Source organism: Nonomuraea sp. NPDC050404 (assembly GCF_040655495.1).
Taxonomy (GTDB): Bacteria; Actinomycetota; Actinomycetes; order Streptosporangiales; family Streptosporangiaceae; genus Nonomuraea.
The window spans coordinates 498,523-521,548 of sequence record NZ_JBFAKB010000005.1 but is presented as its reverse complement, the minus strand read 5'-3'; the positions used below and the strand labels follow the sequence as shown (position 1 = coordinate 521,548).

Annotated in this window: 26 protein-coding genes and 1 tRNA gene; 10 read left to right on the top strand and 17 right to left on the bottom strand. The window is 68.7% G+C overall.

Annotated features, from left to right (window positions below):
* Window positions 1-142 precede the first annotated feature (142 nt).
* The 4 genes from AB0I81_RS16725 to AB0I81_RS16710 all read left to right on the top strand — a co-directional run bounded on the left by AB0I81_RS16725 (window position 143) and on the right by AB0I81_RS16710 (window position 4,110).
* Window positions 143-2,098, top strand: a complete 1,956-nt coding sequence (locus AB0I81_RS16725; RefSeq protein ID WP_360656913.1) for a hypothetical protein — start codon at window positions 143-145, stop codon at window positions 2,096-2,098.
* A gap of 80 nt (window positions 2,099-2,178) precedes the next feature.
* Window positions 2,179-2,685 carry a SigE family RNA polymerase sigma factor gene (locus AB0I81_RS16720; RefSeq protein ID WP_360656910.1) on the top strand — a complete coding sequence of 169 codons (507 nt, stop codon included), beginning with the start codon at window positions 2,179-2,181 and terminating at the stop codon, window positions 2,683-2,685.
* Window positions 2,682-3,563, top strand: coding sequence for a hypothetical protein (locus tag AB0I81_RS16715; RefSeq protein WP_360656907.1), 882 nt, complete (start codon window positions 2,682-2,684; stop codon window positions 3,561-3,563). The genes AB0I81_RS16720 and AB0I81_RS16715 overlap by 4 nt, the downstream gene beginning before the upstream one ends.
* 91 nt (window positions 3,564-3,654) lie before the next feature.
* The gene (locus AB0I81_RS16710; protein ID WP_360656904.1) at window positions 3,655-4,110 is read left to right on the top strand and encodes a GNAT family N-acetyltransferase; all 456 of its coding nucleotides are present in this window, start codon (window positions 3,655-3,657) and stop codon (window positions 4,108-4,110) included.
* Window positions 4,111-4,159: 49 nt separating this feature from the next.
* On the opposite strand, the gene AB0I81_RS16705 is transcribed toward AB0I81_RS16710, so the two are convergent.
* The 3 genes from AB0I81_RS16705 to AB0I81_RS16695 form a co-directional block, all read right to left on the bottom strand.
* On the bottom strand, window positions 4,160-4,519 hold the full coding sequence (locus AB0I81_RS16705) for a DNA-binding protein (RefSeq protein WP_360656901.1): 360 nt from the start codon (window positions 4,517-4,519) through the stop codon (window positions 4,160-4,162).
* A gap of 35 nt (window positions 4,520-4,554) precedes the next feature.
* Window positions 4,555-4,839, bottom strand: a complete 285-nt coding sequence (locus AB0I81_RS16700) for a hypothetical protein (RefSeq protein WP_360656898.1) — start codon at window positions 4,837-4,839, stop codon at window positions 4,555-4,557.
* 356 nt (window positions 4,840-5,195) lie between these two features.
* Window positions 5,196-5,612: a DUF6292 family protein gene (locus AB0I81_RS16695; RefSeq protein WP_360656895.1), complete on the bottom strand. Its 417-nt coding sequence runs from the start codon at window positions 5,610-5,612 to the stop codon at window positions 5,196-5,198.
* A gap of 139 nt (window positions 5,613-5,751) precedes the next feature.
* On the opposite strand from AB0I81_RS16695, the gene AB0I81_RS16690 reads away from it, so the two are divergent.
* Window positions 5,752-5,877, top strand: a complete 126-nt coding sequence (locus tag AB0I81_RS16690; RefSeq protein ID WP_360656892.1) for a hypothetical protein — start codon at window positions 5,752-5,754, stop codon at window positions 5,875-5,877.
* Between the two features lie 9 nt (window positions 5,878-5,886).
* A complete protein-coding gene (locus AB0I81_RS16685; RefSeq protein WP_360656889.1) occupies window positions 5,887-6,315 on the top strand; it encodes a DUF2269 family protein in 429 nt (142 codons plus the stop codon).
* Between the two features lie 204 nt (window positions 6,316-6,519).
* On the opposite strand, the gene AB0I81_RS16680 is transcribed toward AB0I81_RS16685, so the two are convergent.
* Both AB0I81_RS16680 and AB0I81_RS16675 read right to left on the bottom strand, forming a co-directional pair.
* A complete protein-coding gene (locus AB0I81_RS16680; protein ID WP_360656886.1) occupies window positions 6,520-7,659 on the bottom strand; it encodes a cystathionine gamma-synthase in 1,140 nt (379 codons plus the stop codon).
* A gap of 125 nt (window positions 7,660-7,784) precedes the next feature.
* On the bottom strand, window positions 7,785-8,021 hold the full coding sequence (locus AB0I81_RS16675; protein ID WP_360656883.1) for a hypothetical protein: 237 nt from the start codon (window positions 8,019-8,021) through the stop codon (window positions 7,785-7,787).
* 137 nt (window positions 8,022-8,158) lie between these two features.
* On the opposite strand from AB0I81_RS16675, the gene AB0I81_RS16670 reads away from it, so the two are divergent.
* Window positions 8,159-9,304, top strand: coding sequence for a histidine kinase (locus tag AB0I81_RS16670; protein WP_360656880.1), 1,146 nt, complete (start codon window positions 8,159-8,161; stop codon window positions 9,302-9,304).
* A 165-nt stretch (window positions 9,305-9,469) separates the two neighbouring features.
* Here AB0I81_RS16670 and AB0I81_RS16665 read toward each other — a convergent pair whose 3' ends face one another.
* A complete protein-coding gene (locus AB0I81_RS16665) occupies window positions 9,470-10,840 on the bottom strand; it encodes a cystathionine beta-synthase (protein ID WP_360656877.1) in 1,371 nt (456 codons plus the stop codon).
* Window positions 10,841-10,968: 128 nt separating this feature from the next.
* Here AB0I81_RS16665 and AB0I81_RS16660 point away from each other — a divergent pair, with 128 nt between their 5' ends.
* From AB0I81_RS16660 to AB0I81_RS16650, 3 genes are all read left to right on the top strand, one after another.
* Window positions 10,969-11,955: an SGNH/GDSL hydrolase family protein gene (locus AB0I81_RS16660; protein WP_360656874.1), complete on the top strand. Its 987-nt coding sequence runs from the start codon at window positions 10,969-10,971 to the stop codon at window positions 11,953-11,955.
* A 137-nt stretch (window positions 11,956-12,092) separates the two neighbouring features.
* Complete coding sequence (locus AB0I81_RS16655; RefSeq protein WP_360656871.1) at window positions 12,093-13,385, top strand: PQQ-binding-like beta-propeller repeat protein; 1,293 nt, start codon at window positions 12,093-12,095, stop codon at window positions 13,383-13,385.
* 75 nt (window positions 13,386-13,460) lie between these two features.
* The gene (locus AB0I81_RS16650) at window positions 13,461-14,678 is read left to right on the top strand and encodes an acetyl-CoA C-acetyltransferase (RefSeq protein ID WP_360656868.1); all 1,218 of its coding nucleotides are present in this window, start codon (window positions 13,461-13,463) and stop codon (window positions 14,676-14,678) included.
* Between the two features lie 40 nt (window positions 14,679-14,718).
* Here the strand turns inward: AB0I81_RS16650 and AB0I81_RS16645 are convergent, their stop codons facing one another.
* From AB0I81_RS16645 to AB0I81_RS16595, 11 genes are all read right to left on the bottom strand, one after another.
* Window positions 14,719-15,126 carry a PPOX class F420-dependent oxidoreductase gene (locus AB0I81_RS16645; protein ID WP_360656865.1) on the bottom strand — a complete coding sequence of 136 codons (408 nt, stop codon included), beginning with the start codon at window positions 15,124-15,126 and terminating at the stop codon, window positions 14,719-14,721.
* A gap of 54 nt (window positions 15,127-15,180) precedes the next feature.
* Entirely contained in the window at window positions 15,181-15,414 is a 234-nt protein-coding gene (locus tag AB0I81_RS16640) for a DUF4287 domain-containing protein (protein WP_043628756.1), read from the bottom strand.
* 169 nt (window positions 15,415-15,583) lie between these two features.
* Window positions 15,584-16,378 (bottom strand): Bax inhibitor-1/YccA family protein, encoded by a 795-nt coding sequence (locus tag AB0I81_RS16635; protein ID WP_360656861.1) that lies wholly within the window; start codon window positions 16,376-16,378, stop codon window positions 15,584-15,586.
* Between the two features lie 613 nt (window positions 16,379-16,991).
* Window positions 16,992-17,064 (bottom strand) — tRNA-Leu (locus AB0I81_RS16630).
* A 49-nt stretch (window positions 17,065-17,113) separates the two neighbouring features.
* Window positions 17,114-17,641 (bottom strand): peptide deformylase, encoded by a 528-nt coding sequence (locus tag AB0I81_RS16625; protein ID WP_360656859.1) that lies wholly within the window; start codon window positions 17,639-17,641, stop codon window positions 17,114-17,116.
* Complete coding sequence (locus AB0I81_RS16620; RefSeq protein ID WP_360656856.1) at window positions 17,638-18,150, bottom strand: ACT domain-containing protein; 513 nt, start codon at window positions 18,148-18,150, stop codon at window positions 17,638-17,640. Before AB0I81_RS16620 ends, AB0I81_RS16625 begins: the two co-directional genes overlap by 4 nt.
* Window positions 18,151-18,230: 80 nt before the next feature.
* Window positions 18,231-19,547: an NAD(P)/FAD-dependent oxidoreductase gene (locus tag AB0I81_RS16615; RefSeq protein ID WP_360656853.1), complete on the bottom strand. Its 1,317-nt coding sequence runs from the start codon at window positions 19,545-19,547 to the stop codon at window positions 18,231-18,233.
* A 95-nt stretch (window positions 19,548-19,642) separates the two neighbouring features.
* A complete protein-coding gene (locus AB0I81_RS16610) occupies window positions 19,643-20,437 on the bottom strand; it encodes a uracil-DNA glycosylase (RefSeq protein WP_360656851.1) in 795 nt (264 codons plus the stop codon).
* A gap of 18 nt (window positions 20,438-20,455) precedes the next feature.
* Window positions 20,456-21,487: a phospholipase D-like domain-containing protein gene (locus AB0I81_RS16605; RefSeq protein WP_360657202.1), complete on the bottom strand. Its 1,032-nt coding sequence runs from the start codon at window positions 21,485-21,487 to the stop codon at window positions 20,456-20,458.
* A gap of 15 nt (window positions 21,488-21,502) precedes the next feature.
* Window positions 21,503-21,679 (bottom strand): hypothetical protein, encoded by a 177-nt coding sequence (locus AB0I81_RS16600; protein ID WP_360656848.1) that lies wholly within the window; start codon window positions 21,677-21,679, stop codon window positions 21,503-21,505.
* A gap of 120 nt (window positions 21,680-21,799) precedes the next feature.
* Window positions 21,800-23,008, bottom strand: a complete 1,209-nt coding sequence (locus tag AB0I81_RS16595; protein WP_360656845.1) for a hypothetical protein — start codon at window positions 23,006-23,008, stop codon at window positions 21,800-21,802.
* Window positions 23,009-23,026 lie beyond the last annotated feature (18 nt).

Sequence of the window (23,026 nt, the reverse complement as noted above, 5' to 3'; positions counted from 1 at the left end):
CCTGAACCCATGACGCCTGAACCCATGACGCCTGAACCCGAACGAACCCACACGGTTTGGGAGACGCCCCGAACCCACGCGAGCCCAGGGTGAGGCCCGAACCCACACATTGAGGCCTTTGTGGGGTTAGCGTGGTTCCGTGATGGCCTTTCGCTATGGCGAGTACCACGACGGCCCTGACCCCCTGGCCCCTCCCTATGACGTACGCGCGGCCCTCGACGAGATGGGCGACGCCATCCTGTCGGGCTCGACGCCGGTGCACGCCCTGCGCGACCTGCTCAAGCGCGGCCTGCCCGGCTCCCAGGAGCGGCGCGGCCTCGACGACATGCTCAGGGAGGTGCGCAGGCGCCGCCGTGACCTGCGCGAGCGCGGGCGCCTGGACGGCACGCTGGAGCGGGCCAGGGCGCTGCTCGACAAGGCGATCGGGCAGGAGCGGGCCGAGCTGTTCCCCGACCCGTCGGACGACGCGCGGCTGCGGGAGACGGGACTGGACGCGCTGCCCGAGGACACGGCCAGCGCCATCCAGGAGCTGAGCACGTACGAGTGGCGCTCGGACGCGGCCCGCCAGACCTTCGAGGAGCTGCGCGCCCTGCTGCGCAGGGAGGTCCTGGACAGCCAGTTCAGGGGCCTGCGCGACGCGCTGGCCAACCCCGACCCGCAGGCGATGGAACGGGTCCGCCAGATGATGGCGGACCTGAACGACATGCTCGACAAGGACTCGCGGGGCGAGCACACCCAGGCCGACTTTGACTCCTTTATGTCGAAATATGGCGACCTGTTCCCCGAGCGGCCCCGCAACCTCGACGAGCTCATCGACATCCTGGCCCGCCGCGCCGCCGCCACGCAGCGCATGCTGGCCTCGATGACCCCGCGCCAGCGCGAGGAGCTGAGCAACCTCATCAACCAGACCCTCGACCAGGCGGGCCTGTCCGACCAGATGCGCCGCCTCGGCGAGGCCCTCTACTCCCGCCGCCCCGACCTGGCCTGGAACGCCCCCGAACGCCTGACCGGCGACGAGCCGCTGGGCATGGGCGACGCCGTGACCGCGCTGGAGGAGCTGGCCGACCTCACCCAGCTCGAAACCGCCCTGCGCCAGGACTACCCGGGCGCGCGGCTCGACGACATCGACGAGGCCGCGGTACGCCGCGCGCTCGGCCGCTCCGCCGTGGACGACCTGGAGGCGCTCAAGCGGATCGAACGGGAGTTGGAGGAGCAGGGCTACCTGCTGCGCCGCCGCGGCAAGCTGGAGCTGACCCCCAAGGCGGTGCGCCGCCTGGGCGAGACCGCGCTGCGCCGGGTCTTCTCCACCCTCGACGCGGGCCGCCGCGGCGACCACGACCAGCGCGACGCGGGCTCGGCCGGCGAGCTGACCGGCTCGTCGCGGCCCTGGCACTTCGGCGACGAGCAGCCGATCGACGTCGTACGCACGCTGGTCAACGGCGTGCGCAGTGGCGGCGTCAGCCGTGACCGGCCCGGCGTGCGGCTGTCCGTGGACGACTTCGAGGTGTCCGAGACCGAACGCCGCAGCGCCGCGGCCGTCTGCCTGCTGGTGGACCTGTCGTACTCGATGGCCCTGCGCGGCACCTGGGCCGCCGCCAAGCAGACGGCGCTGGCCCTGCAGGCGCTGGTGGCCTCCAAGTTCCCGCAGGACGCCGTGCAGATCATCGGCTTCTCCAACTACGCCAGGGTGCTGCAGCCCGACGAGCTGGCGGGCCTCGACTGGGACATGGTCCAGGGCACGAACCTGCACCACGCCCTGCTCATCGCCGGCCGCCACCTGGACCGCCACCCCGACTTCGAGCCGGTGGTGCTGGTGGTCACGGACGGCGAGCCCACGGCCCACCTCCTGCGCAACGGCCGCTCGGCGTTCGAGTGGCCGCCCTCGCACGAGACGCTGGAGCTCACGCTGTCCGAGGTGGACAAGATGACGCGGCGGCGCGCCACGATCAACATCTTCATGCTGGCGGCCGACGACCGGCTGAAGGAGTTCGTGGACGAGGTGGCCCGCAGGAACGGCGGCCGCGTCTTCTCCCCGAGCGCGGAACGGCTGGGCGAGTACGTCGTCAGCGACTTCCTCCGCCTCCGCCGCGCCCGCTGACGCCACAGCCCCGCAATCCATGACGCCATAGATTGCGGGGCCGCGATCCGTCTAAGGGTGCGAGACACGAGGAGAACCCCTTGCACCCTGACCACCAGCGGGCCTTCACGGAGTTCGTCGCGAGCCGCTCCGACAGCCTGATCCGGCTCGCGTACGTGCTGACCGGCGACCAGCACTCCGCCGAGGACCTGCTGCAGACGGCGCTGGCCAAGACGGCCGGACACTGGCGGCGCATCCGCGACAGTCCGGAGGCGTATGTGCGGCGGGTTATGTATCACGAACAAGTCGGGCGGTGGCGCAGCGCGCGCTGGGGCCGGGAGCGGGTTCTCCGGACGCCTCCCGACCAGGGCGTGGACGACCGCACGTCAGAGGTCGAGACCCGCGTCACCCTGGCCGAGGCGTTACGCGTCCTGCCTGCCCGAAAACGGGCAGTGCTGGTGCTGCGCTACTACGAGGACCTTTCCGAGTCGGAGGTCGCCAGGATCATGGGCTGCTCGGTCGGCACCGTACGCAGCCAGACCCACCAAGCCATCACCCGCCTGCGCCGGCTGGTCGGCGAGCGCGTCTCCCTGGAGGACCTGCGATGACCATCGACGAACGCCGGATCGCCGAAGAGCTTCGCCTGATGGCCGACGAGGCCGCTCCGGCGGATCCGCTCGCCCTCACCGCGCGCACCTTCTCGCGACGCCGCCGCCGTACCCTGACCGCCTGGTCCGTGGCGGGCCTCGCGGGCCTGGCCGCCGCCGCGGTCGTCGCGCCGATGCTCGCGCCCTCCCACTCCGGCACCCCCGACACCGCCGCCCACCTGGCGACCCTGCCGGCCAACACCCCCGAGCAGCTGGGTCTCGTACGCGAGTGCATGCCGCAGGGCGGTCCTGTGCACAACATGGACGGGAACCGGCGCATCCCCGAGCACGGCTCGGCCGACGCCTTCCGGGTGCTGGCGGAGTACCGGGACGAGGGCGGGGTGACGGCGCTGGTGGGCAGCGACGCCGGCTTCGTCCTGTGCACGCCGACCAATCAGCCGGACATGGCCGAACGGGCGGTCTTCACGTTCTGGGGGTTCAAGGCTCCCGGGGACCGGACGGCCTTCTCGGGCGATCTCCAGGTGGACGCCTACACCTCGCACGCGCACTCGTACACGATCGGGAAGCAGTTGACCCAGAAGGACGACTACTACCGGGTCGTCGTCGGGCGGGTCAGCGACGCGGTGCGGCGGGTGGAGGTGGACTGGGCGGACGGGCGGCGTACTGAGGCGCGGATCGAGAACGGGTTCTTCATCGTCCGCATCCTGGGAAAGCTGGTGCCCGATCCCGAACAACAGGGGGAGGACGCGGCGGGCGAGCCGTACAAGATCTTGCACTCGCCGCCGGTCACGGTGACGGCGTACGGGGCGGACGGGCGGGTGCTGCGCCAGGAGAAGGACGTGGCCTTCGGCCCGCTGGGACGCGGCACCGGCTACTGACCCCGGCAACCGCCTGATCGCCTCCTCACCCCGGCCCTTCCGACCTCGGACCGAGCAGAACTGTCGGCGCCGGATGGCAGACTCACCCGACATGGACTCACCTGTGCTGCTGAGGGACGTGACGGAGGCCGACCTGGAGGTGTTCCTGGAGCAGGAGCACAACCCGGAGGCCGTACGGCGCTCGAAGTTCCCGCCACGGGAGCGGGAGGCGTTCATGCGCCACTGGAAGACCCGCGTCCTCGGCGACCCAACCGTGTTCGTGCAGGCGGTCATGGTGGGCGATGAGCTGGCGGGCAACGTGGTGGCCTGGTGGGAGGAGGACCGGCGCTTCACCGGCTACTGGTTCGGGCAGGCGTTCTGGGGCCGGGGCATCGGCTCCCGCGCCATGGAGCTCTTCCTCCAGAAGGAGCAAAACCGGCCGCTGTACGCCGATCCGTTCCATGAGAACACCGCGTCGGTGCGGCTGCTGGAGAAGCACGGGTTCCAGCGGGAGGGGACGGTGTGGCACGACGAGGACGAGCACATCCTGCTGGTACTCCATCGGTAGTTGCCGACAGAAGGAGACCGACAAGAGCGAGCTCTGGACCAAGGAGCGGCTACACCGCGACGAGGTGCACCCGATCGCCGCACAGCTTCTTCATGTCGTCGATGTCGGAAGTCAGCATGACGACCGGCTTCGGTTGCCGTAGCGCCATTTCCGCCAAGGCAGCATCGATCGCATACGTGTGGCCATGCAGGCCCGCAGCCGCCAGGAGGTCGGAGGCCGCCTTCGCTTCCTCCTCCCCGATGTGCACGATGCGCATGCCGGACAGCAGCCAGGTGAGGCGCGACCTGTTCGTGCGGCGGTGGGCGGCCTCGATGATCGTTAGAGCGCTGATCACCACTTCCACGTCCCGGCTACGTGCCTCCGCGACCATGGCGCTGACTGTTGTCTCATCGTCGATGAACTTCGACAACCCGGCACAGTCAAGGACGAGAGTGCCCTTGTGCGTCAACCGGCGGCGCGCCACTCGCTCTCCTCCGCGAACACTTCGTCGAACACTTGACGCGCACGCTGCTGGTCGTGATCAGGAATCGGGCCGACACGGCGTTCCTGGTCGGCGAGGTATTCATCGAGTATCTGACCGCGTAGCTCACGCTCCACCGCCGCGGTGATGAACGAGGAAAACTCCCGCTTTCCCACACGGCGGCGAATCGCCTCCGCCGTGCCTTCGGGCAGAGAGAGGCTGACCCGCGTCGCAGGGCCCTCACCAACGTTGTACGGACTCTCAGCCATGCTGAGGATATTATCAAAGGAGTAGGAAATCAGCTTGCTGTCCTACACCTCCGACTGGCACGGCCAGGACGACTGCTCGATGGACTACGGGATAGCCGTTCTCCGCGCCGACCGCCAGAGCATCGCGATCATCGCAGGCACGTTCTCAGACTGACCATGCGAACGGGTGGCGTTCGCCGCCCCTCTTCTCCAAGTGACTCAGCGCCGACACCGGACGGGGCCCAGGCTCGGGGGTCCGGGGGGCGGGAGACCCCCGGCAAGGGGGCTCGGCTCCCCCGTAAGGGGAGTCCGTAGCCGATTCGCGCGTAGCGCGTGCCGTGCGGAGGCCCATGCAGGTGGGCGGGGTATTTGGGGGGTTATGGGGCGGGGGTGTAGAAGTCGAGGGCTATGTCGAAGCCGTCGCGGCAGTTGCGGTGGGAGCGGTAGCAGGGGCGCCAGGCTGAGCTTGCGCCGACGCCCGCCCTGGCGTCGTTCAGGGCCGTGGGTACGCGTTGCGGCCGGGGCAGCAGGCCGTGGCCGAGGTAGCGTACGCCGGACAGTTCCGTGTGCCGGCCGCGGCCGCCCGAGACGAACGCGCCCAGGCGCCAGCCGCTCTCCTCGTCCCACACCAGCGCGGCGCCGTCGGTGAGCTTCAGCGTGGCGTCACGGGGATCGCACGGGCCGTCCCACCAATCGGCGACCTCAGCCCCGAGCAGGTCAACGACCTGCTGCACGTAGCTGATCGGCTGCTGCAGCCATTCGTCGGTGTACGGCTCGACGTGCCTGATGGCCACGGACGGCACCTCCTTGTGCCCAAACGGTAAGGAAAAAGCGGCGGTGAACAACCATACCCGCGCCGAACTTATTCCGTTGCACAGCCGTCTAGTCATTACGGACGATATTTACGTCCGCAACGGGGAAGAAGGAGGAGCCATGATAGCCACGGTTCTCCTCATCGTGTTGATGATCATCGCGGTGGTGTCCTCGGAGTTGTGCTTGCGCTGCTCCGCAGAGAGCAAAGAGAGTGTCGAGTCCCCCGGCGAGATCGTCGGGGACTAGTCTCTCCGCATGTCCCTGCTTCTCTGGCTGCACATCGGGTTCGCCATCTTCACGATCGGGCCCGTCACCGCCGCGACGATGAGCGCGCCACGCGCCATCCGTACCAAGAACGTGCCCGCGCTGCAGTTCATCCAGCGCATCACGAGGATCTACAGCCTCGCCAGCCTGGGCGTCCTCGTGTTCGGGCTGGCGCTCGGCGTGGTGCTCGGCAACGGAATGCTCGGCCGGTGGTACATGACGGCGTCGATGACGCTGTTCATCGTGGCCGCCGTGATGCTGGTGATCATCGACCGCGACCTTCGCACCGCCGTCCAGGCGCTTTCGAGTGAAAGCCCGGACGACGATGCGAAGGCGCAGAGCGGGCGGATCGCGGCGATCAGCGGGCTGTTGTCCGTGATCTGGCTGGTGATCCTCTTCCTGATGGTCGTCCCCGAATGACCTGATGGTCATCTCCGAAGGCCCCCATGGTCGTCCCTGAATGACCGAGTGGTCGTCTCTGGATGACCTGATGGCCGTCCCTGAACGACCTAATGGCCGTTCCTGAATGACCTGGTGGCCGTCCCTGAACGACCTGATGGCCGTCCCTGAATGATCTGGTGGTCGTCGCCCAGCAACCTGGTTGTCTTCCCCCGGAACCTGGGGTCAGCCGAGGGCCTGGGTGAGGTCGGTGAGGAGGTCGTCGATGGTTTCGATGCCGACCGACAGCCGCACCAGGTCGGCGGGCACCTCCAGCGGCGACCCCGCCGCCGACGCGTGCGTCATCCTGCCCGGGTGCTCGATGAGCGACTCGACGCCCCCGAGCGACTCCCCCAACGTGAACAATCTGGCCCGATCGCACACCGCCACGGCCTCCGCCTCGCCCCCGGCGACCCGGAAGGAGACCATGCCCCCGAAGCGGCGCATCTGCTTGGCCGCCACCTCGTGCCCGGGGTGCTCGGCCAGGCCCGGGTAGAGCACCTCGGTGACCCGGGGGTGGGCGAGCAGCAGGTCGACGACGCGTTCGGCGTTGTCGCAGTGGCGGTCCATGCGTACGCCCAGAGTCTTGAGCCCGCGCAGCGTCAGCCAGGCGTCGAACGGCCCCGCCACCGCCCCCATAGCGTTCTGGTGGTAGGTCAACTCCTCGCCGAGCCCGGCGTCGGCGGCCACCAGCGCGCCGCCCACCACATCGGAGTGCCCGCCCACGTACTTGGTCGTCGAGTGCACGACGACGTCCGCCCCCAGGGAGAGCGGCTGCTGCAGGTACGGCGAGGCGAAGGTGTTGTCCACGACCAGCAGGGACCCGTTGTCGTGGGCGAGCCGGGCCAGCGCGGCGATGTCGGCGATGCCGAGCAGCGGGTTGGTGGGCGTCTCGACCCAGACCACCTTCGTCTTCTGCGTCATCGCCGCGGCCACGGCGTCGAGGTCGTGCAGCGGGACCGGGTCGTAGTGCAGGTCCCAGCGCTCGTGCACCTTGGCGAACAGCCGGTAGGTGCCGCCGTACGCGTCGTTCGGAATGATCACGTGATCCTGCGGCTTGCAGACCGCGCGCAGCAGCGTGTCCTCGGCGGCCAGCCCGGACGCGAACGCCAGCCCCCGCGCCCCGCCCTCGACGGCGGCCAGCGCGGTTTCGAGCGCGGTCCTGGTGGGGTTGGCCGAGCGGCTGTATTCGTATCCGGAACGCAGCCCGCCCACGCCGTCCTGCTTGTAGGTGGAGGTGGCGTAGATCGGCGGCACGACCGCACCGGTCAGGGGGTCGGGCTCCTGACCTGCGTGGATGGCCAGGGTCTCAAAACCGTTGCTCATACAGGCCACGTTAACGGAAGACGGCCCGCGATCCGTTCCCCAACGGGATCGCGGGCCGCTCACGGGAGATCGTCCCCACAACCTCCCGTGTGGCTCGCACACCATGCCCGCGCGAGCCGTGCCGGTCAGGCCGCCTTGGGCTCGTGACGACGCTCGTGACGACGCTCGTGACCGCCGTTACGGTCGTGACGGTTCTCGCCCGGCCCGGGCGGGAGCCGTACGACGTCCGCCTTGATGAACCGGCCGCTGCCGCCCTCCGCGTGCTCCCCGTTGATCCGGGAGAGCAGTACGGGGTCGGCCAGTGCGAGCAGCACCGCGACGACCAGTCCGGCGCCCAGCAGCGCGAACCCGATGGCAACCATGTCTATCCCCTTTCCGACACCTCCAGGATCAGCGATGCCTCCCGCCCGCCGCCTCCGCTTAAGGGCTGGTCTCTGCGGGGTCTCCTCGGCCGAACGGTTGATACGACATGTCCGACCTCCGGCTTAGGCTCGAGGTCGTGGGTGATTCCAAACGCATCCTGTACTGGGTCCGCCGGCTGAGCGAGATCGCGATGTACGGCTGGCTGCTCATGCTGCTCATGCTCGACCTCGTGCTCGCCGTCACCATCGGGCCCCTGCAGTGGCTCGTGGTGATGTGCGGCGTGGGCGGCATGGTGGCCGTGGCCCTGCGGCGCAGGTACCGGGTGGTGGGGTTCTGCGCCCTGATGAGCACGTCGTTCGGCATCTCCCTGCTCATGGGGGTCACCGGGTGGGTCGGCGCGCCGGGCCTGGCGGAGACGGGCGCGCTGCTCATCCTGATCATCGGGGTGCTGCGGCACGTGGAGCCGGTCCGCCTGGCCGCGACGCTGGCGTGCGTGGCGCTCGTCGTGCTGATGTGGGAGGCGAACGGGCGCGAGTACCAGAACTCGGGCCTGATCATCGCGTTCATGTTGTTCGCGAGCTGGTCCACGGCCGCCGGCATCGGCGCCTACCTGCGCTTCCAGCAGGAGCGCCGTAACATGGCCGTCCATTCGGTACGCCGGGCCGAGCGCCTGGAGCTGGCCAGGGAGCTGCACGACCTGGTCGCCCACCACATCACCGGCATCGTCGTACAGGCCCAGGCCGCCCGTACGGTCGCCGAGACCAGACCGGAGGCGGTGGCGCCCGCCCTGGACGCGATCGCGACGGCCGGCTCCGACGCGCTGACCTCGATGCGGCGCATGGTCGCGGTGCTGCGCACGGAGGACGACGCGGCCCGCAAGCCCGGCATCGCGCTGGCCGACCTGCGGATGTTGTCCGACCGGTTCTCGGCGGACGGGCCCAAGGTGGCCTTCGAGATCGGGCAGGGCCTCGACGACCACACGCTGGCGCCCGAGGTCATGACGACCCTGCACCGGGTGATGCAGGAGGCCCTGACGAACATCCGCAAGCATGCCGCCCGCACCGCCTGGGTGGAGGCGGACCTGCGGCGCTACGAACGGGTCGTGGTGCTGCGGGTACGCAACTTCGGGTCCGGCTCGGACCCTCGGGTGTCGCGGCTGGGCGGCGGGTTCGGGCTGGTCGGCATGGCCGAACGGGTGGAGGCGCTGGGCGGCAGGCTCTATGCGGGCCCGTCGCCCGAGGGCGCCTGGGAAGTGATCGCCGAGTTCCCGCTCAGCCCTTGACGATCAGTGGTCGGTGAGGAAGGCGAGCGGGTCCTGCCGGGTCAGTGGGAAGCGATCGCCGAGTTCCCGCTCAGCCCTTGACGATCAGTGGTTGGCGAGGAAGGCGAGCGGGTCCTGCCGGGTCAGTGGGAAGCGATCGCCGAGTTCCCGCTCAGCCCTTGACGATCAGTGGTTGGCGAGGAAGGCGAGCAGGTCCTGCCTGGTCAGCAGCCCGGAGGGCTTGCCGTCTTCCAGCACAACAGCCGCATCCGCCTTCTCCAGCGCTTCAACCGCACGCGCCACAGGTTCACCATTGCCGATCGTGGGTAGCGGCGCGGACATGTGATCGGCGATCGGATCATCGGAGGAGAGCCGGCCGTGATAGAGGGCTTCGAGGAGATCGCGCTCGACGATGGAACCGACCACCTCCGCCGCCATGACCGGCGGCTCCTCCTTCATCACCGGCAGCTGGGACACCGAGTACTCGCGCATGATCTGAATGGCCGTGCCGACCGACTCGTGCGGATGAACATGCACGAACTCCGGCATACCCGGCCCCTTACGCGACAGCACGTCACCGACCAGCCCTTCGTCGGAGCTGGTGATCAGGAAGCCGTAGTCGGCCATCCAGTCGTCGTTGAAGATCTTCGACAGGTAGCCGCGGCCGCCGTCCGGCAGCAGCACGACGACCGTGTCGCCGGCCGCCGCCCCGGCCGCCACCTGCAGCGCCGCCACCACGGCCATCCCGCAGGAGCCGCCGACCAGCAGACCCTCCTCGCGGGCGAGCCTGCGGGTCATGTTGAAGGAGTCCTTGTCGGACACCGCGATGATCTCGTCGCAGACCTCGGTGTCGTACGTGGCCGGCCAGATGTCCTCGCCGACCCCCTCCACCAGGTACGGCCGCCCGGACCCACCGGAGTACACCGAGCCCTCGGGGTCGGCCCCGATGATCCGCACCCGCCCGCCGGAGATCTCCTTCAGGTAGCGGCCCGTGCCGCTGATCGTGCCACCGGTGCCGATGCCCGCCACGAAGTGCGTGATCCCGCCGTCGGTGTCCTGCCACAACTCGGGGCCCGTGGAGTGGTAGTGGGACTCGGGGTTGTTGACGTTGGAGTACTGGTCGGGCTTCCAGGCGTTCGGCACCTCGCGGGCCAGCCGGTCGGAGACCGAGTAGTAGGAGTCGGGGTGGTCGGGCGAGACGGCGGTCGGGCAGACCACGACCTCGGCCCCGTACGCCCGCAGCACCGCGATCTTGTCCTGGGCCACCTTGTCGGGCACCACGAACAGGCACCGGTAGCCCTTGCGCTGGGCCACGATGGCGAGCCCGACCCCGGTGTTGCCGGAGGTCGGCTCCACGATCACGCCGCCGGGCCGCAGCTCGCCGGACTTCTCGGCGGCCTCGATCATGCGTACGGCGATGCGGTCCTTGACCGAGCCTCCGGGGTTGAAGTACTCGACCTTGGCCAGCACCTGGGCGGGCACTCCCGCGGTGACTTTGTTCAGCCTGACCAGGGGGGTGTTCCCCATGAGGTCAACCAGGGAATCGTAAACGCGCACCGAGGTGCTCACCTTCTTTGCCGAAGCTTGATCAGCTTGTCCAAGGCCGAGGTCCGATGGGGGTGGCGGGACCTCGGTTAGTTTCAAGCAAACGCTACCGCCGAGTTCGACCGGGGAGGGGTACGTACGTGGTCTGGGCACCGGGAATGGCGCGCGCGGCGCGCAGGATCGCCGCCGCGGCGGCACTCGGAGGAGGCGGGCTGACGGCTCTGGGAGCCACGGCCTACGGTCTCCTGATCGCGGAAGGGCTGCTCGCGCGCAAGGCCATCGGCACCCCGCACGGCCTGGACGGCCCGCCATCCGATGGGCTCTACGGCGGCTTCCATCCCGGCGAGCCGCTGAGGATGGCCATGCTCGGCGACTCCACCTCGGTCGGCCTGGGCATGACCGACCCCGCCAAGACGCCGGCCGTGCTGTTGGCCGGCGGCCTGGCCGCGGTGGCCGAGCGGCCGGTGCGGCTGGTGGTGGCGGGCAAGTCCGGCGCGCCGTCGGCCGAGCTGGGCGGGCAGGTGGACGTGGCGCTGGCGATGGAGCCCGACGTGGCGGTGATCTTCGTGGGGGCCAACGACATCATCACGCAGACGCCGCCCGCGATCGCCGTACGGCATCTGACCAAGGCGGTGCGGCGGTTGCGGGACGCGGGCGTCGAGGTGGTCGTGGGCACCTGCCCCGACCTCGGCACGGTGCGGCCCATCGCGCAGCCGCTGCGCTGGGTGACGCGGCGCTGGAGCCGGCAGCTGGCCGCGGCGCAGACGGTGGCCGTGGTGGACGCGGGCGCGCGTACGGTGGCCTTCGCCGACGTCCTGGGCCCGGAATTCGATACAAATCCGACAGAAATGTTCGGACCCGATCGTTTCCATCCATCTGACCGAGGTTACGCGCAGGCCGCTTACGCGGTGCTACCTTCGGTGTGCGCTGCGTTGGGGCTGTGGCCTGAGCCGCGCCCCGCGCGCGGCGAAGCACTGCAACCGATCTACCTCGCGGCGGCTACGGCCGCGGAGGAGCCCGGCACCGAGGTCACCGCGACCCGGGTCGACGGACGGGCGACGGGCCTGCACGGAAAGTGGGCGGCGTTGTTCCGGCGACGACTCGGCGAGGCAGTCAACGACACCTGACGGCCGCGCGGCCCCGGCCGGTCACCCTCCGCTCCGGAGTCGCCACTCCCCGTCCTCTTTGGAGTGGATTGCCCGTGCTCCGGCCCCTCTGGAAACCGTCCCTCGCCCTAGCCGGAACCCTCGCAGGATCCCTGACCGTGACCGCCTGCGCAGGCAGCGACGCGGCCACGTCGAAATTCCCGACCTGGCACAACTCCCAGGTCAACGCCGTCAGCCGGATGATGGTGGCAGGCGGGGTCGTCGCCGCCACCTCCATGAAGCCCGACGGCGCGCTGGAGACCGTCGCCGTCGACCTCAGCAATGGCAAGCGGTTGTGGGCCTACCCCGCCACGATGGCCGGCCGCCTGCCGGGAATGGGCGTCTCCGCCCCCGCGATCATGGAGACCGGCAAGGGGCAGGGCGTGGTCGTCGCGCTCGACCCGACCAAGAAGGGCCGCTGGAACGCCCTGCTCATCGCCCGTGACGCCCACTCCGGCGTGCAGAAGTGGACCCGGCCGATCCACTCCAGCTTCGGCCCGCAGCGCTGCGGGCCCTACGTCTGCGTCTCCGAGCACACCGCCCTGGCGGGCGCCCGCACGGTCGTGCTCGACCCGGCAACCGGCAAGCAGATGTGGAAACTGCCGGGGATCTCCGAGGTCGAGTGGTCCGACCAGGAGCGGGTCCTGCTGCTGCGGCTGGCCTCCAACCCCATGGTGGAGTCGTACGAGCTCAAGTCCGGCAAGCTCCAGTGGCAGCAGCCGATCGAGCAGGCACTGGGGCCGGGGATCGACATGTCGGGCGGATGGGCATTCGGCGGGACAGGCGATGACCTGGTCGGATATGTCGCCCCGTACACCAACCCGCAGAGCAAGAAGGTCTCCACCTTCGGGCTGTTCTCCGTCAAGATCGCCGACGGGACGATCAACTGGATGCGGCCCTCGGTCGTACGCGTCTATCCCAGTGGCAGCCCCGGCCTGGCCCCCGTCGTACGCCCAGTGGACCGCCAGGGCTCCTACGGCGGCTTCGCCCGGCTGGACTCCGCGAGCGGGCGCGTGGTCGGCCAGGTCACCGCCGCCGACGTGCCCGGCTCCGGCTGGTGGCTGGCCTTCCCCGACCGCATGGACAAGCTGGGCTTCCTCAAGCACGGCGCCAAGGGCACGAGCTTCGACCTCGTCTCGGGCAAGCCCGTGGCGGTGGAGGCGGAGCGCGGCTGGTCCTTCTGCGTCACCGACCCCAAGCCGCTGCCACTGCGCGGCCAGGCGCCGGGCTTCTACTCCACGGCCGCCCTGTGCGAGTACGACCTCGGCACCGGCAAGCGGGTCTCCCCCGCCACGACCCCGCCCCCCTGGTTCACGGGCAGCCAGGACGGCTGGAGACTGTGGCGCGACGACAAGGGCGCCATGCACGCGGTGAACGACCACACGGCGACGGCGCCGGGTATGTACGGATAACGCCAGCCCCGTCGGCGGGCCTTGCGCGAAGAACTGGAATATAGTTCTACTATTAGCGCCGACAAAGGAGGGGCCATGCCCGAGGCAGTCATCGTCGCAACCGCGCGTTCCCCGATCGGACGAGCCTTCAAGGGGTCGCTCAAGGAGATCAGGCCCGACGACCTGACCGTGCAGATGATCCAGGCGGCGCTGGCCAAGGTGCCCCAGCTCGACCCGGCCTCGATCGAGGACATCATGCTGGGGTGCGGCCTGCCGGGAGGCGAGCAGGGCTTCAACATGGCCCGCGTGGTGGCGGTGATGCTCGGGCTCGACAACGTGCCCGGCACCACCGTGACCCGCTACTGCTCCTCATCGCTGCAGACCACCAGGATGGCCTTCCACGCCATCAAGTCGGGCGAGGGCGACGTGTTCGTCTCCGCCGGTGTGGAGACCGTCTCCCGGTTCGTCAAGGGCAACTCGGACTCGCTGCCCGACACGCACAACCCGGTCTTCCTCGAAGCGCTGGGCCGTACGAAGTCCTTCGCCGAGGGCGGGCAGGTCTGGCACGACCCGCGCGAGGACGGCACCGTGCCCGACATCTACATCGCCATGGGTCAGACCGCCGAGAACCTGGCCCAGCTCAAGGGCGTCTCGCGCAAGGAGCAGGACGAGTTCGGCGTGCGTTCGCAGAACCTGGCCGAGAAGGCGCTGGCCGACGGGTTCTGGCAGAAGGACATCACGCCCGTGACCCTGCCCGACGGGAGCGTGGTGAGCAAGGACGACGGGCCGCGGGCGGGGACGACGTACGAGAAGGTCGCCGGCCTCAACCCCGTCTTCCGCCCCGACGGGACCGTCACGGCGGGCAACTGCTGCCCGCTGAACGACGGGGCGGCGGCGGTCGTCATCATGAGCGACGTCAAGGCGGCGGAGCTGGGCATCACGCCGCTGGCCAGGATCGTCTCCACCGGCGTCTCCGGCCTGTCGCCGGAGATCATGGGGCTCGGTCCCGTGGAGGCCAGCAAGCAGGCGCTGTCCAGGGCCGGGATGGCGATCGACGACATCGACCTGGTGGAGATCAACGAGGCGTTCGCGGCCCAGGTGATCCCGTCCTACCAGGAGCTGGGCATCGACCTCGACCGGCTCAACGTCAACGGCGGGGCGATCGCGGTCGGGCACCCGTTCGGGATGACCGGCGCGCGGATCACCTCGACGCTGATCAACAGCCTCCAGCACCACGACAGGAACATCGGCCTGGAGACGATGTGCGTGGGCGGCGGCCAGGGCATGGCGATGGTCATCGAACGCCTGAGCTGACCACCGGCGACGGCCGCGCCCACCATCATGGGGGCGCGGCCTAGCCGTGGTGGTCCGGGCCCACCCGGGTCGGGGTGATGCGCATGATCACGCGGCGGTCCCTGACCATGGCCGCGCGGTAGTCCTCCCAGTCGGGATGCTCCCCGGAGATGTCGCGGTAGTACCTGACCAGCAGGTCCATGGCCTCCGGCAGGGGGACGAGGTCCGCGGTGCCGTCCACCTGGATCCACTCGCCGAAGAAGGCGTCGGTGAAGACGCACAGCGACACCTGGGGATCGCGGCGGGCGTTGCGGACCTTGACCGCCGTCTCCCTCGTGCTGATGACCACGTGGCCGTCCTGAACGCCGGCCGTGATCGGAGACATCTGCGGCCGCCCGTCGGGATGCCGGGTCAGCAGGATCGCACGGTGATGGGTGCGGAGAAAGCCGAGTGCCTTGTCGAGGTCCATGACCTCATGATGACGCGCCCGCGCTTGGGGCGCGGGCGCGGGGGCGTGTTGGGCCTAAATGAAGCCCATGCGGTTACGGCGGTGCCGCTCGTGCTCGTGGACGATGGCGGCGGCGTAGCCGTGGGTCAGCCCGTGCTCGTCGGCGAGCCAGTTGGCCCGCTCGTCACATCGTAGGAAAGCCGGGCCGTTGTCGATGGCTTGGAACCACTCGGGGAGTTCGCGTCCCGTGATCGTAGGGACCCTGGCGATGAGCTTTGTCTGCGTCTCCGGTGAGTGGTTCAAGGACATGAGCACCTCCGCGGAATATGGTCCTTTGCTCGACACTGCAACACGGATCTGCGAATGGCAAGACCCCAGCCCAGGATCCTTTGGTGACGGCAGGTAGATTTTCGGTCGCACAGCGAGAAGGGCCTCGCCTGAACGGCGAGGCCCTCCCTCATGACGTGAAGCTGAACGGTCAGTCGCTACTGCTGAAGTAGCTGATGAACCGCAGCACCTCCAGGTAGATCCACACCAGGCTCAGCGTGAGGCCGAACGCGCACTGCCAGGCGAACTTCTCCGGCGCGCCCTGCTTGACGCCCTGCTCGATCGAGTCGAAGTCGAGCAGCAGGAAGAAGCAGCCGAGCAGGATCATGGCGAGGCTGAAGATCCAGCCGAGCGGGGTGTCGGTGCGCAGGCCGAGGCCGCCGTCCACGAAGAAGCCGGCCAGCAGGTTGACGAGCATCAGCCCGACCGCCGCGATGGCGGCGGCGACCACGAACTTCACCAGCTTGGGTGTGACACGGACGATGCGCAGCGCGTAGACGGTCAGCACCGCGCCGAACGCGAACGCCGTTCCCAGCACCGCCTGCAGCACGATGCCGTTGAACATGTTCTCGAACAGGGCGCTGATGGTGCCGAGGAAAACGCCCTCGAAGACCGCGTAGCCCAGGATGAGCGCCGGGTTGGTGCTCATCTTGAAGGAGGCGATCAGGCCGAGGACCAGCGCCACGATGGCCGCGCCGATGGCGACTGCGGGCGGGACCCGCAGGATCCAGGCCGCGGCCGCGGCCACGACGAGCGTGCCGAGGGTCAGGAACCCTCGCACCACGACGTCGTCGAGCGTCATGGTCCGGTACGCCGGCCGGGTGGGTTGTGCGTACGACGGCGCGTCGTACATGTTCTGCAGCTGGTCCGGGGACGGGGTGGGGCCCGCCCACCCCGTCGCGGCCTGCTGCCGCGACCTGCTGAATACGGGGTTCTTGCTCTCCATCGCTGCCTCCTGTGACGCCGAGCCTATGTGGGCCGGCAGCACCCTGGTCAACTGACGCTCAGATCGATGTTATTTGGGACTTCGGCTGGGTTCACAACGAACGTGCCCGCCGGAGAGTTCCCAAGGTCATCCCGCCCCGGAAGAAGTCTGCCACGGACGGCCCCGACCGGCCCTCGACGTGGGCCGCCCCGGCGTGGAGCGGGCCCCCGGGAGACGCTCCGGCGACCCCCCGCCCGGCCCGCCGCTCACTATCGAAGTTTCCCCGGAGCGAAAAGCCCGGTTGTAAAGCGTAGTCAACCATTCACAGAAAGAAACTCCCGCAAAGCGCAGAGCAGGCAGAAAACTGGCGGGTTGTCAATATCATCCGGCGCACGAAAAGTTTTCGAGCAGGCGAACACTGACCCTCACCGGCAACCCGCCGGTGAGATCTTACTCGCCGGCCCGCCAGGGCCCTCGACCCCTACGGGACCGGCCCTCCACCAGCAGTGAGCGCCCGGTGACAGGACAACTCCATAACAACTCGATATCGACCGTGAACGGTCAGCGCGGAACCAGTCCGGCGTTCACGGTAAACCTCCAGGTCAGAGACCTGGAGAACAATGAAGATGGCAAGTGCCCCCGGCGGGATTCGAACCCGCACGTCAACCCTTTTAAGGGGTTTGCCTCTGCCATTGGGCTACGGGGGCGCCGTAATCATACGAAACGGACCATGCTTCCGAGGAGCACAACTTCGCATCAGGCGTCACAAGTGTGAAGTCTGCGGTGAAGTGATAGCGCCCCCCGGACTCTGTCCAAGAAGAGTAGACCGTCCAGATGGTCCAGTTGGTGCTGAATGCAACGAGCTTCGAAGGCATCCGCTTCGATGGTGACGTCCTCGCCCGTACCTGGCAAATGCCCATGTACGGTGATGCGCGTCGCACGGCGGACATCTGCCGTCAATCCGGTGATCGACGCGCACCCCTCCCGCCCGTGCCCCCAGTGGGACGCCCCGGCGAGCCGTGGATTGGCCACCACGAGCTCTCCGGCCCACGACCGGCTCCTGGGGTGGAGCCGGGCGTCAAAGGCGATCAGGCGCAAGCTCAGGCCGATCTGGGGGGCAGCCAGCCCGATCGTGGCGGGCTCCAGACGCCGCAGAGTGGCCAGCAGGTCCGCCGCGGCGGCCACGACCTCCGGGGCGGTCGGATCCACGGGCTCCGCCACGGCCGACAGGAGCGGATGCGGAGCGCCGAGGATCTCGCGCGCCGTGCCCACCTGCCGCTTCACAACAGATCCGGTTCGACGGGGCGGAAGGTGATGTCGGAGTCGAGGCTGGCGCCGACGGCCGCCAGCCTGCGCATGAGCGCCGCCACGTCCACCTGCTTCGGCAGCTCGACATCGGCGATCAGGACATAGAGCCGTCCGGTGAGCCTCGTGCTCATGCCGGTGATGTTGCCTCCGTCCTCGGCCAGCACGGCGCTGATCGCGGAGATGATGCCCGGCCGGTCGGGGCCGTGCACGGTCAGCACGTAGCCGAGCCCGTCGCCGCCGTCGCAGAAGTGACGGCGGGCCTCGATCGCCGAGGCGGTGATCACCAGGTCGGGCGCTCCCAACCGTTTCGTCAGTTCGGCGGAGTCCAGTTCGCCCGACACGAGCAACATCATCGCGACGTGGCCGCCGAGCAACGTCATGGTCGAGTCCTGGATGTTCGCGCCGCAGTCGGCGAGCGAACCGGTTACTGCGGCGATCACGCCGGGCCGGTCGACGCCGAGCACGGTCACCGCTGATAGACCCACCCGTGGTACCCCTTCCGCTTACGTCAGGGGCGCCGAAAACGCCCCGGCGCAAGGGTCGCCGGGGCGCTGCCGTACCCGGGCTAGCGGCGAGTCGTCGCCACCGCGGCCCTGAAGCCCTCGCGCGGGTGCTCCATCTCACCCAGCGAGATCGTCTCTCGCTTGAAGAACAGGGCCAGGGTCCAATCGACGACGACCCGGACCTTGCGGTTCAGCGTCGGCACCCGCGACAGATGGTAGGTCCGGTGCATGAACCACGCAGGGAATCCGCGAAGCTTGACGCCATAGACATTGGCGACGCCCTGATGAAGGCCCAATCCGGCCACCGATCCGACATACTTGTGGCGGTATTCGACCAGTTCCTGCCCCTGAAGGTGGCGGACGATGTTGTCGGCCAGCACCTTGGCCTGACGGACCGCGTGCTGGGCGTTCGGCGCGCAGTACTGGCCGGGGTTGGTGACGTCGGGGACGCCGGCGGCGTCACCCGCCGTGAACGCGCCCGGCGTGCCCGCCACGGTGAGCATGGCGGTGGCCTTGACCCGGCCGCGCTCGTCGATCGGCAGGTCGCTGTCGTTGACCACGGGGCTGGGCTTGACGCCCGCCGTCCACACGAGGGTGTCGGCGTCGAACTTCGAGCCGTCCGACAGCACCACGTGGCCGTCCTCGCAGGACTCCAGGCGGGTGTCGAGCTTGACGTCGATGCCGCGCTCGCGAAGCTGTTCCAGCGTCCACTTGCCCATCTCGGGGCCGACCTCGGGCAGCACCCGGTCGGTGGCCTCGACGAGCACCCAGCGGATGTCGGACGGCTCGATGTTGCGGTAGTAGCGGGTGGAGTCCTTGGCCATGTCCTCCAGTTCGGCCAGCGCCTCGACGCCGGCGAACCCGGCCCCGACCACCACGAACGTCAGCGCCCTGCGCCGCGCCTCCAGGTCGTCGGTCGACTCTGCCACGTCGAGCAGGTGCAGCACCCGGTTGCGCAGCGCGATGGCCTCGCCGACGGTCTTGAAGCCGATCCCGATGTCGGTGAGCCCGGGAATGGGCAGCGTGCGCGAGATCGAGCCGGCGGCCATGACGATCACGTCGTAGGCCACCTGGCGGGGCTCGCCCACGGCCGGCTGGAAGGTGACCAGGCGCTCGGCGTGGTTCACCCGCGTGACCCTGCCGTTGAGTATGCGCACCTTGGGCAGGATCCTGCGCAGCGGCGCCACCATGTGCCGCGGCGAGAGGTTACCCGCCGCCGCCTCCGGCAAGAACGGCTGGTAGGTCATGTAGGACTGGGGGTCGATGATCGTGATGCGGGCTTCGCCACTGCGCAGTTCCCCACGGAGTTTGCGCTGCAGCCGAAGCGCTGTGTACAGGCCGACGTATCCGCCGCCGACGATCAAGATGTGCTTGTTCATCCTGAGGCCCCATCCCTCGTGGAGTGCTTGTGAAAGCATTCACAAGCTTACGTCAAGCACCGCCGGCGAATCCAATCCGGGGGTGGTGGGACGCGTCACACAGCCAGTGACCTGGCCCTGGTGAAGATCTCGTCCAGCATCTGGGCGGTGACCCGGCCGGTGAAGGTGTTCTGCTGGCTGGGGTGGTAGCAGCCGATGAGCGTGACGGGCTCGTCGCCGTACCGGATCTCGGTCTCGGCCCCGTGGCCGAACGGCGGCCGGCTGCGCGGCAACGCGTAGCCCGCGTCCTTCAGCGCGGGCCACACGGCCTGCCAGGCGTACCCTCCGAGCGCCACGATCACCCGTACGTCCCGCGCGACCATCGCCACCTCCCTGGCCATCCACGGGAAGCACGCGGCCTTCTCCGACGGTTCTGGCTTGTTCGCGGGCGGGGCGCAGCGGACGGAGGCCAGCACGCGCGTGCCGAGCAGCCGCTGGCCGTCGCCCGCGCGCGTGCTGGTCTCCTGAGCGGCCAGGCCGGTGCGGTGCAGCGAGGCGAACAGCCAGTCGCCGCTGCGGTCGCCGGTGAAGATGCGTCCTGTCCTGTTGCCGCCGTGGGCGGCCGGCGCCAGGCCGACCAGCAGGATCCGCGGATGCTCCGCGCCCCAGCCGGGGACAGGACGGCCCCAGTACGTCTCCTCGGCGAACGCGCGGCGCTTGGCCACCGCCACCTCCTCGCGCCATGCCACCAGGCGCGGACAGGCCCGGCAGACCGACTGCCCGGCGGTGAGCTCCGCCAGGGTCACCGCGCCGGCGGCGAGCCGGCGCACGTCGGCGGGATCGAGCGCGACCGGGGTGTCAGCGGTCGCGGGGTCTTCCGGCCAGCCGGTGCCGGGAGGTACGAAACTCATGACACCGATGGTGCCCGATCATTCGGGCTCGGCCGGGTTCAGGTCCTTGGGCTCGATCCGCACACACTCGGCCGGCGCCGAGACCGCGAACGGGGCCTTCGCCATGGTGCGTGACATGTGGTCCGCGTACTGATCGTGGATCTCCTCGTCGCCGAGGATCCTGACGTAGTTCTCGTCGTTGGAGTTCTTGGAGGTGTAGTTGTAGTTCTGGCTCCCCGTCCAGACGGCCTTGGTGCGCTTCTCCATGTAGTACCCGTCGATCATCAGGTTCTTGTCGTGCACGCCGCGCTCGTTGTTGTAGCCGCGGATGGACACGTTCGGCTGGCCGGCCAGTCTCGGGCACACCCCTGCCCGCGTGGCGCCGTCGCCACCGACGTTCACCCTGCTCATGTGGTTGGCGACGATCTCGATCCGGCATCCCTCCCGTCCCAGCTTGGCGAGTTCGTCGGCCATGCCGGTGCGGCTCATGGACCACATCTGGATGCGGATGTGGGTCGGCAGCAACGGGCTGCAGGTGACTTCCCTGAGCGTGTTGAGCACGGGGTCGGCGCCGTCGTCGCGCGGGTAGAAGTACGCCTTGACGTTCCCGTAGGTGGCCGGGGGCCTGCTGTCGTAGTAGTTCAGGTCATCCTCGTCCCTCGTCAGGTCCGCGAAGTACTGGCTGTAGCGCAGGAACAGGTCCTGGTTGGCGGCCTGGGTGAAGGCGCTGTTGTAGCCGCCGGTGCCGCCGATCGTGTCGAAGCTCATGTTCGATGTGCCCGTGACCACGACGTAGCTGGAGGCGGGGACCGCGTCGGTCTTCTTCACGTCCTCGACGAGCAGGAACTTGTTGTGCATCTGCCCGTCGCCGTGGCAGGCGTCCTCGCACTCCATGGCCCTGGAGTTGGAGGTGGCTTTGAGCCGCTCCTTCATGGTCCGGTAAGCCTGGTCCAGCTCGCTGTTCTTGACGTTGCCGTCGTCGACCAGGACCTGGACGGAGACTTTCCGGTTGATCGCCGCATTGGTCAGCGCGTTGATGATGCCCGGATCCCACAACCGGAACATCGTCAGCTTGATCGACGTGCCTTACTCGGCCGCGTCGATGAGATTCACGTAGTGCCGTTGAATTGCGGATTGCCCCGGTTCGCTGAATGTCGCCTTGCTCCACACGTCAGGTGGTGCCGCCGCGGTGGCGTGCGCCGAGGCCGGGGCCAGGAGGCCGGCCAGGAGCAGCAGCGCGACGGCGATCTTCGCTTTGCCCATGCGGGCACGATGGCAGGGGCCGCTATGGATTCGATTTATGTCCGCTTTATATTCGCAAGAAAAACCGGGTGGCACCCGAAGGTGCCACCCGGTTCGACTTACCGGTCAAACTGGTCGCCGTCAGACGGCGGACTTGGTCTCCGTGGCCGTCGCCGAGGGCGAAGGCGTGGCGGCCGGCTTCTCCTCCGCCTTCTCGGCCGGGGCCGGAAGCGTGGTGGGAGGAGTCTTGCAGGCGGCGTAGCGCGTGGAGACGCTGTCGCGGTCGTCCTCGCCGGAGATCGAGAACCTCACGACGCCACCCTTGGTGGCCTCACCCGACACGGTCTGGGAGAACCCGTTGATGACGTGGGTTCCGCCCTTGCGGTCGAAGTAGGTGGTGCCGCTGCTGACCTCGGTGCCGTTCAGCGACCAGGTGTAGGACACCCGGCCCTCGCCGGTCGAGGTGATCTGGCCACTGGCGGAGACCGTGCAGTCGGTGCCGGTCTTCACCGAGGCGGCCGCGGACACCTTGACGTCGTGGTCGTGGTGGTCCGGGTACTCGGGCTTGTCCTTCTTGCACCAGACCTTGTAGTAGGCCCGGTTGGAGGAGGTGCCGTCACGGCCGAGGACCTCGAGCTTGGCCCAGCCACGCTCGCTGTGACGCGGGTTGATGCCGAAGCCGACCTTCCGCGCGTCGTAGACCTTGACCTTGCCGTAGTCGACCACGTCACCGTTGAGGACCCAGCGGTAACGCACCCAGCGCGGGCGGTCCGTCTTGATCACGCCGGTGAAGTCGATCTTGTCACCGGGGGTGTCGCAACGGCCGACGTACGAGCTCGGGCTGGCCCAGGCGCGGGCGTCGATCGAGTCGTCGCCGTGCGTGACCACCTCGTTGAGCGACTCCTCCTTCTGACAGTCGACGGAGAAGTAGCTCTTCTTGGACGTGGCCTTCTTCGGACCGAGGACCTGGACGGCCTCCCAGCCCTTCTTGACGTCTTCCTTGAAGGTGACGGACTGCTTGACCGTCACGGTCTTGGTGCCCTTGCCCTTGAGCTTGACCACCTTGACCTTGCTCTTGGACCCGTCGCCGTGCAGCCAGCGGTAGGCCAGCTCGGTCTTGCCCTTGACGGGAACCTTGATCTTGGCCGAGAAGTTGATCTTGACGGGGCAAGATCCTTCGTAGTCGCCCTTGGAGACCTTCGGCTTGGCGACCGAGACCTTCGCGGCCTTGGCAGTGGTCGAGGTGGCCGCCTGGGCGGGGCTGGTCACCAGGCCCGCGGACAGGACGGCCAGCACCGCGGCCCCCGCGCCGAACGCGGCGGCTTTACGTGCTAACCCGACAGACATCATGTGAGAGTGCTCCATTCC

Bases quoted from the DNA above. Each gene is read 5' to 3' on its own strand.
- AB0I81_RS16680 (WP_360656886.1), bottom strand. From the start codon at position 7,659: ATGAGCAACGGTTTTGAGACCCTGGCCATCCACGCAGGTCAGGAGCCC.
- AB0I81_RS16700 (WP_360656898.1), bottom strand. From the start codon at position 4,839: ATGGCTGAGAGTCCGTACAACGTTGGTGAGGGCCCTGCGACGCGGGTC.
- AB0I81_RS16635 (WP_360656861.1), bottom strand. From the start codon at position 16,378: ATGGAGAGCAAGAACCCCGTATTCAGCAGGTCGCGGCAGCAGGCCGCG.
- AB0I81_RS16650 (WP_360656868.1), top strand. From the start codon at position 13,461: ATGCCCGAGGCAGTCATCGTCGCAACCGCGCGTTCCCCGATCGGACGA.
- AB0I81_RS16715 (WP_360656907.1), top strand. From the start codon at position 2,682: ATGACCATCGACGAACGCCGGATCGCCGAAGAGCTTCGCCTGATGGCC.
- AB0I81_RS16610 (WP_360656851.1), bottom strand. From the start codon at position 20,437: ATGAGTTTCGTACCTCCCGGCACCGGCTGGCCGGAAGACCCCGCGACC.
- AB0I81_RS16595 (WP_360656845.1), bottom strand. From the start codon at position 23,008: ATGATGTCTGTCGGGTTAGCACGTAAAGCCGCCGCGTTCGGCGCGGGG.
- AB0I81_RS16690 (WP_360656892.1), top strand. From the start codon at position 5,752: ATGATAGCCACGGTTCTCCTCATCGTGTTGATGATCATCGCGGTGGTG.
- AB0I81_RS16640 (WP_043628756.1), bottom strand. From the start codon at position 15,414: ATGTCCTTGAACCACTCACCGGAGACGCAGACAAAGCTCATCGCCAGG.
- AB0I81_RS16675 (WP_360656883.1), bottom strand. From the start codon at position 8,021: ATGGTTGCCATCGGGTTCGCGCTGCTGGGCGCCGGACTGGTCGTCGCG.
- AB0I81_RS16645 (WP_360656865.1), bottom strand. From the start codon at position 15,126: ATGGACCTCGACAAGGCACTCGGCTTTCTCCGCACCCATCACCGTGCG.
- AB0I81_RS16710 (WP_360656904.1), top strand. From the start codon at position 3,655: ATGGACTCACCTGTGCTGCTGAGGGACGTGACGGAGGCCGACCTGGAG.
- AB0I81_RS16600 (WP_360656848.1), bottom strand. From the start codon at position 21,679: ATGGGCAAAGCGAAGATCGCCGTCGCGCTGCTGCTCCTGGCCGGCCTC.
- AB0I81_RS16725 (WP_360656913.1), top strand. From the start codon at position 143: ATGGCCTTTCGCTATGGCGAGTACCACGACGGCCCTGACCCCCTGGCC.
- AB0I81_RS16615 (WP_360656853.1), bottom strand. From the start codon at position 19,547: ATGAACAAGCACATCTTGATCGTCGGCGGCGGATACGTCGGCCTGTAC.
- AB0I81_RS16685 (WP_360656889.1), top strand. From the start codon at position 5,887: ATGTCCCTGCTTCTCTGGCTGCACATCGGGTTCGCCATCTTCACGATC.